Origin of the sequence: Flavobacterium labens (genome assembly GCF_048286755.1) — a bacterium.
In the GTDB taxonomy this organism is placed as follows: Bacteria; Bacteroidota; Bacteroidia; order Flavobacteriales; family Flavobacteriaceae; genus Flavobacterium.
Genome location: NZ_JBLVPL010000001.1, coordinates 1,150,619 through 1,163,337 on the forward strand (window position 1 = coordinate 1,150,619; position 12,719 = coordinate 1,163,337).

A 12,719-nucleotide genomic window follows, 5' to 3' on the forward strand; every position below is an offset into this window, starting at 1 on the left:
CTTAGAAACCAACGTAAAATTAGAAACTTTTAATGAAACAATTCATATTTATTCTTTTGTTCTTATTTTTAATAATTAGTTGTTCGGATAAAGAAAAATCTGAAACAGAAAAAATTGTATTTTATTCCTCACCTTCATTTTATAGTGGCTTTAAAATAGAATTAGACAATAAAAAGAAGATAATTATTGCTTCAATTCCGTACGAATACTCTTTAGCAGATTCAGTATCACAAAAAACTTGGAAATTTATGGATTCTACTGATTTGGCAAGTATTAGAAAATTTTTGCCAAAAGAGATTAAATTTGAAGTTAAACCTGAAATTTTACAATTTAAGGAACTTGAAAATATTCTACAAAAACTATCTCAACTAAAAGCTGATGGACTTCCTCCAGAAGATGGAATCAACATTTGGATAGAAAGTAAAACTTCAGAAAAGAAAATATCTAAAAACATTTTTTATTCTCCAAATAGAAATTCAGAAGAAGGAAAATTGATTGTGAAAACGTATGAAGTTATTGCGTTATTATTTAAAGACGAAACTAAACTTGAAGATGCAATTGAAAACTCTCAAAGATACTTCAATGATGATATTTACATTGTTAAATCTACAGCACCCTTGTATGTAAAATTTTTAGATACTCATTGTGATGATATAGAAAATGAAATTGGTAAACTCCCATATTCAAAAACAATTTTTGTTGACTTAACCAATTATAGTAAAGATAAAAACGAATGTTTAGAAAAGATTCTTCGGAAAAAATATTCTAAGATTAAATGGATATTAAAAACAACAGAAAATTACGGTTTTGCTGAAGAATAAATCTTCCCACAACAGCTACTACAACGGATTTGGGTAATAGGCTTAATGGAAAGTAGGTTTTGTATTTGGGAGATATAGCAAATCCTCTAGCTATCGCAAACTTCCCGCTCTATAACATAAAAGCAAATAGATATAAATTCTATTAGGCTGCGGTCGCAAAGAAGAAAGTCATCTAGCACAACACTAAAACAGCGGTATTAAATTACCAGATGCCATAAAAAAACCCCGAAAGTTTTACTTTCGGGGTTACTAACTAGTTCCCTATTTAAACCAAACCATTCAACTTATTTATGGGATAGAAACTAATCTATAATTAGTTAGTATATTGTTATTTAACAGAGAATTTATAGCTTGTTTTTGTTTTATAATTCTCACCTGGATTCAAGACCGTAGTTGGAAAATCTTTTTGATTTGGAGAATCTGGATAGTGTTGTGTTTCTAAACAAAAACCAGTTCTGCGAGCATACGTTCCGCCATTTCTCATGGGTAAAGTACCGTCTAAGAAGTTACCGGAATAGAACTGTATTCCCGGTTGGTCTGTGTATACTTCCAATAATCTTCCGCTTCCTGCATCATAAGCTGAGGCAGCAAAACGCTCTCCTTTGTCTTGATTGTTCAGCACCCAGCAATGGTCGTAACCCAATCCGTTTTTTAATTGTTCGTCTTTTCCTTCGATTTGTGCACCCACTTTTTTCGCTTTTCTGAAATCGAAAGGTGTATTAGTCACATCGGTCAATTTACCTGTTGGAATCAATGTCGTTGCAACCGGAACTAATTTATCGGCATCGATTGTGATTTCATGATCTAAAATTGGTTTAGAAAAATCAGAAGACAAGTTGAAATACGAATGTTGCGTTAAGTTTACCACTGTTTTCTTATCCGTAGTTGCTTCATAAACTACGTCTAATGAGTTGTCATTGTTCAACGTGTAGGTTACAAAAACGGTTAAGTTTCCAGGGTATCCTTCTTCCATGTCTTTACTCACATACTTCAATTTTAGCGAAGCATTGTCTCCAGATTTTGCTTCTTCGGCAGTCCAAACCACTCTGTGAAAACCTTCCGGTCCACCGTGTAATGCATTAGGATTGTTGTTGACAGCCAAAGAATATTCTTTTCCGTCCAAAGCAAATTTTCCCTTTGCAATTCGGTTTCCATATCTTCCGATAAGGGCTCCAAAATACGGATTTGGTTTCATGTATTGCTCTAATGAATTAAAACCAAGCACTACTTCTTCTGATTTCCCTGCTTTGTTTGGCACTTTCAAAGAAGAGATAATTCCACCGTAAGTGATAATATCCACTTCCATTCCTTTTTGGTTTTTCAGTTTGTAACTGTCAATTTTTTCACCTTTTGGAGTCGTTCCGTAAGCTGATTTTTCGATAGTTACCACAGCTGTAGCATTTGCTTCTGTTGTAGTTTCTTCCACTTTTTTATCGCTTTTGCATTGAATATTCATACTGGCTAAACTTACTATGGAAATTCCATAAATGCAACGTTTTAATACATTCATAATTACTGGTTTTTTTAGTTATTATCTAAGTCAAAAGTCAAAGGTTTTTAAAGTCCTAAAGTCTGAAATTATAGTAAAATTTTATAAAATAGAACTATGTTTTTCGACTCCGGATTATTATAAACCGTGCTGAAACAAATGATAATATGCTTCGTTAGCATTAATTTTATCTTTAAAATCTCTAACAGTTGTTTTTTCATCGATAACAAGCAATTCTATACCTGCAATATCTGCAAAATCTTCCATATATTCAGTTGTCAAGACTTGGCTGTAAACCGTATGATGTGCTCCACCTGCTAATATCCATGTTGTTGCAGCAATATCAAGGTCTGGCTTACAATCCCACAATACACGAGCAACAGGAAGTTTAGGCAAATCAGCCATTGGCGCTACAGCTTCCACTTCGTTTACAATCAATCGGAAACGGTTCCCCATATCGATTAAGGAAGCATTGATAGCGTTTCCAGCAGCAACATTAAAGACCAAACGTACCGGATCTTCTTTTCCTCCAATACCTAATGGGTGAACTTCACAAGAAGGTTTTGCATCAGCTATAGAAGAACAAATTTCTAGCATGTGAGATCCTAAAACATACGATTTTTGAGGCGTGAAATGATACGTGTAATCTTCCATGAAAGAAGTTCCTCCTTCAAGACCTACATTCATTACTTTCATCGCACGGAGTAAAGCGGCAGTTTTCCAGTCACCTTCTCCTCCAAAACCGTATCCATCAGCCATAAGACGTTGAACAGCAATTCCAGGAAGTTGTTTTAAAGAACCCAGATTTTCAAAAGTATCCGTAAAAGCACCAAAACCGCCTTCTACAAGAAATGCTCTTAATCCTAATTCTATTCGGGCTGCTTCTAGCAATGAATCTCTTTTTTCTCCTCCTTTTTGAAGGGCCGGAGCCAAAGTATAAGACGCTTCATACACTGCAACTAATGCATTCGTATCAGCATCAGAAACTTTGTCAATGTGTTTAGTAATATCTGAAGAGTCGAAACCATTTACCGAAAAACCAAAACGGATTTGGGCTTCGACTTTATCTCCTTCAGTTACTGCAACTTCTCGCATGTTGTCTCCAAATCTTGCCACTTTTAAGTTTTGGAATTCATCCCAACCTAAAACGACTCTGGACCAAATGCCTAATTTCTTTTGAACGCGTTCGTCTTCCCAATGTCCTACAACCACTTTACGTTTTTTACGCATTCTGGACATAATAAAACCAAACTCTCTGTCTCCGTGAGCCGATTGATTTAAATTCATAAAATCCATATCCATAGAAGCCCATGGAATTTCAGCGTTGAATTGTGTATGCAAATGGCACAATGGTTTTTTAAGAATATTTAAACCGCCAATCCACATTTTAGCAGGCGAAAAAGTATGCATCCAAGCAATAATACCAATACAGTTTTTGTTCGAATTGGCCTCTAAACATACATTTGTAATTTGGGATGTAGATTTCACAACATCTTTATATACAATTTTCACTGGTATATGTGACGAAGCGTGTAATCCTTTAGCAATATGTTGCGAATGCTCGGCTACTTTTCTTAGCGTTTCTTCGCCGTATAATTCTTGGCTGCCTACTACAAACCAAACTTCTTTTTGAGATATATCTATCATTATATTTTGTTTACTATTTTCTTTTTTTGACTTTTAGTTCCTGATTTGACTTTGCAACAAAAACTTGAAACTTTAAACTTGAAACAATTTTTTTACTGCCCGTAATACGAATCTTTTCCGTGTTTTCGTTCGTAGTGTTTCTTTATTAAGGAATCTTTTAATCTTGGAGCATTTGGGTTTATTTGCAAAGTCAAGTGCGCCATTTCAGCGATTACTTCTAAAACTTTACTGTTGTAAACTGCTTTTGCTGCCGTTTTTCCCCATGCAAAAGGACCGTGATTTCCAATCAAAACCATTTCTACTTCTTCATACGAAAGGTTTTTTTCTTTGAAACAATCCAAAATCTGAATTCCGGTATTGTGTTCGTAATTGCCTTCGATTAGTGCATCTGCCATTGGCGCAGCACAAGGAATATCAGTGGTTAAATGATCGGCGTGAGTCGTTCCAAAAATTGGAATATCTCTTTGTGATTGTGCCCAAGCTACAGAATACGTGGCGTGAGTGTGTGCTACTCCACCAATGTTTGGCCAGTTTTTATATAAATAAGCGTGCGTTTTCGTATCCGATGACGGACGCATAGTACCTTCGATAATGTTATTTTCAAAATCTACAATAACAATGTCTTCGGGTTTCAAATCTTCGTAAGGAACACCGCTTGGTTTTATGGCAAAAACCCCATTTTTTCTATCTACAGCACTTACATTTCCAAAAGTATATACTACTAAATTCAATGCATTCAATTGCATGTTTGCGTCGTAACATTCTTGTTTTAAATCACTATACATATTGCTCATGGTATAGTTTTTTAATAGATGGATCTGCAAAAGAACTTAGTTGGTCGTATGCTAAAAGCAATTTGTTATAGGCGGCAACTTTATCTAATTGAGGAAAATATTCACCGTCAAAACCACTTCCCATTTTTTGGCTGGCTTCAATCACATTTGGGTAAATTCCAGCTGCAACTGCTGCATAAATTGCTGCGCCTAGAGCTGGTGTTTGGTCTGAAGCCGCAATTTTAATTGGTTTATTCAACACATTTGCCAAGGTTTGCATGATGTAAGGCGATTTTCTCGCTACACCACCAATTCCGATAACGCTGTTTATTTTTACCCCTTCTTCTTCAAAACGATCTACGATTTTTTTAGACCCAAAACAGATTGCGTTTACCAAAGATTTGAATAAATGTGGTGCTTTTGTGCCTAAAGACAAATTAGAAATAGCGCTTTTGATTTCCTGATTGGCGTCTGGAGTTCTTCTTCCGTTAATCCAATCTAAAGCGATGGGCACACTTTCGGATAAAGGAATTTTTTCTGCTTCAACGGTCAATTGTACTATTAAATTATCACTCATTTCAGCTCTTAACTGTTGTTTTTGAGCATCTGTCAAAAGGGTAGAAGTAGCTAATAAATGTTCTGTTGGCCAAAGCAATAACTCTTTGTACCAAGCCAATAAATCTCCAAAAGCAGATTGCCCCGCTTCCAGACCTATGAATCCTGGAATTACAGAACCATCAACTTGTCCGCAGATACCACGAACGGTTTTTGTTCCGATTGACTCTTTCGAATCTATAATGATATCACATGTTGAAGTTCCCATCACGCGAACCAAAGTGTTTTCTTCAATTTTTGCTCCTACCGCCCCAGAATGTGCATCGAAAGTCCCAACAGCAATTAAAGTATCTGTTGTAAGTCCTAATCGTGTTGCCCATTCTTGACTTAAATTTCCGGCTACCAAATCAGAAGTATAGGTTTCATCATATAATCTTCCGCGAAGTGCTGCAAGATATGGATGCAATTGACCTAAGAATTCTTCAGGTGGTAATCCATTCCAGTCTTCGTGCCACATGGCTTTATGACCCGCTGCACAACGACTTCTTTTGAATGTTTTTAAATCTTTATTGTCAATCAATAAATACGTCATCAAATCGCAATGTTCCATCCAAGTATAAGCTGCGTCTTTTACTGTTGCATCTACTCTTGCAATGTGTAAAATTTTTGCCCAAAACCATTCTGATGAATAAATCCCACCTACATATTTGGTGAAATTTTCTCCACCCCAATTTTCGGCAAGTTCATTGATTTCGTTTGCTTCATTGATAGCAGTGTGATCTTTCCACAGCACCATCATCGCATTTGGATTGTGTTCAAAACCTTCAGTCAAAGCCAAAGGAATTCCATCTTTAGTAACGGGTACTGGTGATGAACCAGTTGTGTCAATACAAATGCTTCGTATTAGTGAAGGATCTATATTGCTATTTTGAACAACATATTTTATGGTCGCTTCTAATCCTTCGATATGATCTAAAGGATGCTGGCGAAACTGATTTGTGGATGCATTACAATATTCTTTAGTTGCCCATCGCTTGTATTGACAAACATTTGATGCTAACTCTTGCCCATTTTCAGTGTCTATTAACATCGCTCGAACAGAATCTGTTCCGTAATCTAATCCTATAACATAATTTTTCATCCCAAAATCTTTTAAAGAATTACAAATATAATATATTTATTTTATAAGTGTATAAAAAACACTTAATTTAATTTGGTATTATAATTTTTATCAAAAACGCATAAAAACAGCGTTTTACGAGTAAAATAAAAAATAAACGTACGGTATACATTTATTATGTTGCGATTATTTCATTTTTAACTTCAAAACAGTAACAGAATAGGGTGGAAGGCTCGTTTGCGCTTTGTCTCCTTTTAAATTAAATCCGTTTTCAGTAGGGCTTATTTTCTTAGGATTAGTAAATGAATTTTCATCTTGTAAGTTTGGACTTGTAAGGGTAATTATAGTTCCTTTAGCTTGTAATTTGGTTCCTTTTAAGTCTACATTTATTTCTTGTGAAGTTGCAGATGTGTTTACTAATTTTACAATTACTTCTTTGGTATTTAAATCTTTCACTGCTGATGCAAACAGATTGTTTTGTCCGGTTACTGGTTTTCCGTCTTTGGTAATTGCTATTAAATCAGTTCCTCTATTGGTAGCAAATAATTTTTGTACATAATAATTAGCAGAGCCATACGCTTCCAGATTGTTGAACCAAAGTAAATCTGGTGTCCACTGCCACGCTTCTTCATGTGCCATCAATGGTGCGTAAGAAGTTAAATTAACTACCTCGGCATTTCTTTCTAAACCAGTCATGAAAGCAGCTTCAGAAAAGGCACATTCCCAATTGTTTCTGTTGTCAGGACTTGCGATAGCAACACTTTGGGCGGCATATTCTCCTGCGAAAATTTTAGGGCCTTTTCGGTCGTAACTGTCATAACGAGTAGCATTTTCTCTAAACCATTGTGGGCTTTTATAATAGTGCTCATCAACGATTTCAGCATTCAATTTTTTAAGTTCTTGCATGCCGTATTCAAAATAATCTCCTTCTGGAAATGGACCACTTCCGGAAACAATAATCATTTTTGGATATTTTGCTTTAATGGCTTTTTCAAATACTTTGTATCTTTCGATGTAATCTGGTCCCCATTGTTCATTTCCAACACCAATATATTTTAGGTTAAACGGTTTTGGATGTCCCATTTCAGAGCGGACTCTTCCCCAAGGAGTTTCTGTACCGCCGTTTGCAAATTCAATTAAATCCAAAGCATCTTGTACGTAAGGATCTAATTCTTCCATTGGAACCAATTCTCCGGTGTTGAACTGACAGGCCATTCCACAGCTCAAAATAGGCAATGGTTGTGCGCCTAAATCTTCGGAAAGTTGGAAATATTCGAAGAATCCCAATCCAAAAGTCTGGAAATAATCTGGTGCCGGTTTGTGAGTGAATTCGGTGTTCCAACGGTTGATTAAAGTTTCTCTTTTCTCTACATCACCCACGGTTTTTTTCCATTGGTAGCGTTGTGCCAAAGTTCGTCCTTCAACAATACAACCTCCAGGGAATCTCAAAAATCCAGGTTTCATATCATACAAAAGTTGCACAATGTCTTTACGCATTCCGTTTTTTCTGTTCATCCAAGTGTCTTCCGGAAACAAAGAAATCATGTCTAAATCAATGGTTCCGTTTCCTGCGAAGGTGATTTTCAATTGTGCTTTTGCCTCGGTTTGAGTAGCAGTAAATTGAGCGGTATAGCCTTTCCAGTCCTTTGATGTTGGAACAATGCTGGTTTCGCCCAATACTTTTTTGTTTTTATCAATAAATTGAATGATAATTTTTTTGATAGCGCCGTTGTGATTTGCCGCTTTTAGCGAAAGATTGTATTTAGCATCTTTCTTAATTCCCATACCACGGAATCCTTCATTAATCATCGAAAATCCTTTGGCATCATTGATTAATACTCTGCAAAAACTTGGATTAGTTTTGTTTTCCAATGCTTTGACAGTTGTTGCAATTCCGGATGTTGTATTGAAGGAATGCTTGTCACTATTTGGTTGTTCCCAACCCATAAGTGGCGCCTCAAATTCAAATGAACGGTTTTTAATCATTTCGGCATACAATCCACCATCGGCAGCAAAGTTGATGTCTTCAAAAAACACGCCGTACATCGTTGGTTGAATTTTAGTTACTGTAGTAGCGGTATTAACTTCCAGATTTGTTTTTTGTGCATTGGCATAAAAGCCATTTAGTAAAAGCCCGCAAAGGGTGATTTTGGTAATTAAATTTGGTTTCATTTTTTATTGGTTTAAGGTTTAAAGTTTAAAGTTGCTGGAATTGAACTTTATACTTTAATGATTTGTCTATTATCTCTTTGTCTTTTTACTCTTTGTAATCAATCCAAACTTTCATTTTTCCAACGCCTCTGTTCGACCAGGAATAATACGGAATGGCTTTTAATTTTTGGGTTTGGATTGTATTTACGCCTTCTAAAAGGTTTTCTTCTTTTTTAACTTTGAAAGTATCGTTTGCACCAATGGTTATGGCGTCAAAATTTGTTGCGTTATCCGCTTCTTCAATCGCATACACAATTGGTCCGTATTCTAAAGCGACTTTTCCTTTGTTGCCTTCCACTTTCGCATTGGTTACCACTTGTTTTACTTCCATTGGAAAATCAAGGACAATTTTTTCTCCTTTTTTCCATTTTTTGGTAATGGTGATATAACCTTTGTCTTCTTCATAAGCGATTGTTTTTCCGTTTATAGTAACTGTTGTTTTTGCAGTTGACATAGTCGTATAACGGTATAAATCTCCCGGTAAAACCTGATTTCTTGCCCAACTAGGGATGCGTAATTTTATAGTGAATTCGCTTTCTTTTTTGGGAGAAACGGTAAGGGCAACTTTTCCGTCCCAAGGATAATTAGTTTGTTGTGCAATTTCTAAATCGGTTTTATCCAATGTTATTTTCGCCGTATTCGAAGCGTATAAATTCACATAAAGCACGTCTTTACTTTTAGAATAAATCAATCCCGGAATCGAAGGGATAAATCGAATCAAATTAGTTGGACAACAAGAGCAGTCAAACCAAGATTGACGCGTGCATTCGCCACGGTTGAATTTATAAACACCATCCGATTCTAAGGCATTTGGATAAAAGAATTTTTTTCCATCCAATGACAATCCAGAAATCAATCCGTTGTATAAAGAGCGTTCAATGACATCAAAATAATCGGAACTTCCGGATAAATTATGCAGTCTGTGATTCCAATACACATTTCCGATAGCGGCGCAAGTTTCGTTGTAAGCAGTAAGATTTGGTAATTCGTAATTTTCGCCAAAAGCTTCTCCGTCGTGTTTAGCTCCAATGCCTCCCGTGATATATGTTTTTTTATTAACCATATTGTTCCATATATGATTTACCGCATTCCCGTAAGCAGCATCGTTTTCTAAAGCGGCAATATCCGTCATTCCGGCATACATATAAACGGCTCTTACGGCGTGACCCACAGCTTCTTTTTGTTGAATAACAGGAATATCATCTTGGGAGTAGGCACCATATAAATTGTGGTTTTTTGGATTTCCGCGGTTGTCCAAAAAGTATTTTGCCAAATTTAAATAGGCTTTATTATTGGTAAGTTTATATAATTTTACCAAACCCGTTTCTACAATTTGATGTCCTGGAACGCCATGAACTTGGTCCGCTCTGTCGCCAAAAGTGCGCACTAGCATATCCGCATTTTTGATGGCAATGTCTAAGAAATTTTTCTTTCCTGTTGCTTCGTAATGTACTACAGCCGCTTCAATCAAATGACCGGAATTGTACAATTCATGACTGATTTGTAAGGATTCCCAACGTTTCCCTTCAATTACAGGAACCCAAGGAGCTGGTGGTTTGGCTGGGTTAATGGTTCTCCAAGTGGTTAAGTAACCGTCTTTTTCCTGACCAATTTTTACAATGCTAATTAGTGAATCTAATAGTATTTCTAGTTTTGGATTGGGTTCGCTAATCAAAGTATTCGAAGCGCCTTCGATAATTTTATAGACATCGGTATCGTCAAAAGGCATTTGCCCTTTTACAGTTCCTTCCATTTTGCCGCCTGCAATTAGAAAGTTGTCCATGCGGCCTTCTTCTTCACATTTGTGGATAGCGTATTCGATGGTTTTTTCTTGTACTTTCTTGATGATGGGCAACCAAAAAGCATCGGTAACCTTGACATTTTGAATGTTTACCGGAGTTATGCTATAGCCTGACTTTTTTGACGAATCCAATTTTTTGGAACGCTGTTGGCTATGTCCATAAACGGTCATTAATAAGGAAGCTGCTAGTATTATTTTTTTTATAAAGGTCATTTTGCCTAGTGTTAATCTGTTTTTAATTCAGTGGTTCCACAGAAGGCCATAAATCAGTATCCCATTGTAATTGCTTTATTTTTAAAACAGGTCTTCCGTTTTGCTTGGAATCATACGCATGAAAAATGATATAATCTTTGCCGTCAAAAGTATAAGCGCTGTTGTGACCGGCTCCATACCAATTTTCGTTTCCTTGTATGAGTAAAGTTCCGCCACCTTCGTTTAATGATTTTCCATCTTTATCCACGTAAGGACCGGTGATGCTTTTAGACCTTCCTACGACTACTTTGTAGGTGCTTTTTTCGCCTCGGCAACACAAATCCCAAGAAAGGAATTGATAATAATACCCGTTCTTTTTGAAAATAAATGGAGCTTCAAGTGCGCCATCTCCGGGATCAGTATCCGCTAATTCGAAGGTTCTTTTGCGTTTTGAAATGGTTGACCATTCTTCGGGTTGTGCTACTGATTTTAAATCGGAATTTAATTTTACCATTTTCAAACCATTCCAAAAAGAACCAAATGCCAACCAAGGTGTGTTGTTTTCATCAAAAGTCAAATTGGGATCTATGGCATTCCATAAATCACGATTGGGTACTGATTGAATGACAATTCCGTGATCGACCCATTTGTAAGCAGGGTCTTTTGGGTCCAAAGTGGTATTGGTTGTCAATGCTATCGCCGACGTATTTTTTGCGAAAGCAGAAACCGAATAATACAAATAATAAGTGTTGTTGTGAAAAGAAACGTCTGGTGCCCAAATGTGGTTGTCGAAATTAGGGACAATGGCGTCAACCCAAACTGGTTTTTCTTTGAAAATAGCAGGTTCCGGTTTCCAGTTTTTTAAATCTTTGGAACTAAAAACGCTGATTCCTTTTCCGGTACAGTATAAATAGTAGGTGTCTTTTTGTTTTATCATCACCGGGTCGTGAACGGTTATGTCTTGCGCCCAAGCAGAAGCCGACATGATTAGTAAGAGAAGTAACGGTTGTATTTTTTGATATAATTTCATGCTTGATTTTTTTATTTTTGAATACCTTCTGTAGTCATAATTACACGTTTCAGCGTTCCATCTTCATTGTAATACAAACGGTCTATGCAAACGGATCTTCTGAAACTGCCACCATTGGGTTGAGTTGCGCCATTGTGATAAATGAAATAATCTTTTCCTTTGAACTCAATAATCGATTGATGGTTGGTATTCGAATTTCCTGCTATTTCATTCAGAATTCCTTTGTATTCCCAAGGTCCGTTGATGGATTTACTCATTGCATAAGCGATTTTTTCAGGAAACTGATACGCATACGATAGATAATACCAATCCTTTTTTTTGTGAATCCAAGGTGCTTCGGTGAAATTTGGTAAAGAAATGGTTTGAATGGGACCATCAAGTTCTACCATGTTTGCTTTTAATTTTGCATAATGACAAACAGTATTTCCCCAGAATAAATAGGCCTGGCCGTCATCGTCTACCATAACGGTTGGGTCAATATCGTCCCAACTAATACTGGTTTTGGTTGTCATGTCATTAGTAATAATGGCTTTTCCTAACGCATCTTTGAAAGGACCTGTTGGACTGTCAGAAACGGCCACTCCAATTGATTTTCCTGGAATAGTTCCGTGTTCAACCGTAACATACCAATAGAATTTTCCGTCGCGTTCAATGACTTGAGCCGCCCAAGCATCAGATTTTGCCCAAGCAAAATCAGTTACTTTTAGCGGAACAGGATGTTCTTGCCAGTTCACCATATCCGATGAGGAATATACCAGCCATTCATTCATTTTATAAAAATTGAAATCATTTGGTGCTTCATCATGACCTGCATAGAGGTAGACTTTGTCTTTGTACACTAAAGCTGCGGGATCTCCAGTGTATTTGCCTTTGATGGCTGGGTTATTGATTTGCATGGTTTGACTCGAATTTCCATCTTTGGCGGAAGCCGTAACACTATCTGTTTTCATAGTTTTACAAGAGGAAATAAGTGCCAGAAGCAATAGGGTTGTAATAGTATTTTTCATTTTTATTTTTTTCTGTAAAAGAATGAAAAGGGTGTTTTATTTGTAACAGCTGTCTTTTTTAATGATTAAAAAG

9 protein-coding genes are annotated in these 12,719 nt (G+C 36.4%); 1 reads left to right on the forward strand and 8 read right to left on the reverse strand.

Features of this window, described 5'->3' with window-relative positions; all coding sequences use genetic code 11:
• The first annotated feature begins 32 nt into the window (after positions 1-32).
• Positions 33-821 carry a hypothetical protein gene (locus ACNQF8_RS05040; RefSeq protein WP_417951051.1) on the forward strand — a complete coding sequence of 263 codons (789 nt, stop codon included), beginning with the start codon at positions 33-35 and terminating at the stop codon, positions 819-821.
• Positions 822-1,149: 328 nt separating this feature from the next.
• Here ACNQF8_RS05040 and ACNQF8_RS05045 read toward each other — a convergent pair whose 3' ends face one another.
• The 8 genes from ACNQF8_RS05045 to ACNQF8_RS05080 form a co-directional block, all read right to left on the reverse strand.
• Positions 1,150-2,331: an aldose epimerase family protein gene (locus tag ACNQF8_RS05045; protein ID WP_417952986.1), complete on the reverse strand. Its 1,182-nt coding sequence runs from the start codon at positions 2,329-2,331 to the stop codon at positions 1,150-1,152.
• A gap of 117 nt (positions 2,332-2,448) precedes the next feature.
• On the reverse strand, positions 2,449-3,957 hold the full coding sequence (gene araA / locus ACNQF8_RS05050) for an L-arabinose isomerase (RefSeq protein ID WP_417952987.1): 1,509 nt from the start codon (positions 3,955-3,957) through the stop codon (positions 2,449-2,451).
• A 92-nt stretch (positions 3,958-4,049) separates the two neighbouring features.
• Positions 4,050-4,751: an L-ribulose-5-phosphate 4-epimerase gene (locus ACNQF8_RS05055; RefSeq protein WP_417952988.1), complete on the reverse strand. Its 702-nt coding sequence runs from the start codon at positions 4,749-4,751 to the stop codon at positions 4,050-4,052.
• Positions 4,735-6,426 carry a ribulokinase gene (locus ACNQF8_RS05060; RefSeq protein WP_417952989.1) on the reverse strand — a complete coding sequence of 564 codons (1,692 nt, stop codon included), beginning with the start codon at positions 6,424-6,426 and terminating at the stop codon, positions 4,735-4,737. The genes ACNQF8_RS05055 and ACNQF8_RS05060 overlap by 17 nt, the downstream gene beginning before the upstream one ends.
• A 165-nt stretch (positions 6,427-6,591) precedes the next feature.
• Positions 6,592-8,577, reverse strand: coding sequence for an alpha-L-arabinofuranosidase C-terminal domain-containing protein (locus ACNQF8_RS05065; RefSeq protein WP_417952990.1), 1,986 nt, complete (start codon positions 8,575-8,577; stop codon positions 6,592-6,594).
• Positions 8,578-8,662: 85 nt separating this feature from the next.
• Entirely contained in the window at positions 8,663-10,630 is a 1,968-nt protein-coding gene (locus tag ACNQF8_RS05070; protein ID WP_417952991.1) for a glycoside hydrolase family 127 protein, read from the reverse strand.
• 22 nt (positions 10,631-10,652) lie between these two features.
• On the reverse strand, positions 10,653-11,639 hold the full coding sequence (locus ACNQF8_RS05075) for an arabinan endo-1,5-alpha-L-arabinosidase (RefSeq protein ID WP_417952992.1): 987 nt from the start codon (positions 11,637-11,639) through the stop codon (positions 10,653-10,655).
• 11 nt (positions 11,640-11,650) lie between these two features.
• Positions 11,651-12,646, reverse strand: coding sequence for a glycoside hydrolase family 43 protein (locus ACNQF8_RS05080; protein ID WP_417952993.1), 996 nt, complete (start codon positions 12,644-12,646; stop codon positions 11,651-11,653).
• Positions 12,647-12,719: the final 73 nt, after the last annotated feature.

What these genes read in the sequence shown, in the direction of transcription:
- ACNQF8_RS05040 (WP_417951051.1), top strand. Translation starts at nt 33, where the DNA reads ATGAAACAATTCATATTTATTCTTTTGTTCTTATTTTTAATAATTAGT.
- ACNQF8_RS05045 (WP_417952986.1), bottom strand. Translation starts at nt 2,331, where the DNA reads ATGAATGTATTAAAACGTTGCATTTATGGAATTTCCATAGTAAGTTTA.
- araA (WP_417952987.1), bottom strand. Translation starts at nt 3,957, where the DNA reads ATGATAGATATATCTCAAAAAGAAGTTTGGTTTGTAGTAGGCAGCCAA.
- ACNQF8_RS05055 (WP_417952988.1), bottom strand. Translation starts at nt 4,751, where the DNA reads ATGAGCAATATGTATAGTGATTTAAAACAAGAATGTTACGACGCAAAC.
- ACNQF8_RS05060 (WP_417952989.1), bottom strand. Translation starts at nt 6,426, where the DNA reads ATGAAAAATTATGTTATAGGATTAGATTACGGAACAGATTCTGTTCGA.
- ACNQF8_RS05065 (WP_417952990.1), bottom strand. Translation starts at nt 8,577, where the DNA reads ATGAAACCAAATTTAATTACCAAAATCACCCTTTGCGGGCTTTTACTA.
- ACNQF8_RS05070 (WP_417952991.1), bottom strand. Translation starts at nt 10,630, where the DNA reads ATGACCTTTATAAAAAAAATAATACTAGCAGCTTCCTTATTAATGACC.
- ACNQF8_RS05075 (WP_417952992.1), bottom strand. Translation starts at nt 11,639, where the DNA reads ATGAAATTATATCAAAAAATACAACCGTTACTTCTCTTACTAATCATG.
- ACNQF8_RS05080 (WP_417952993.1), bottom strand. Translation starts at nt 12,646, where the DNA reads ATGAAAAATACTATTACAACCCTATTGCTTCTGGCACTTATTTCCTCT.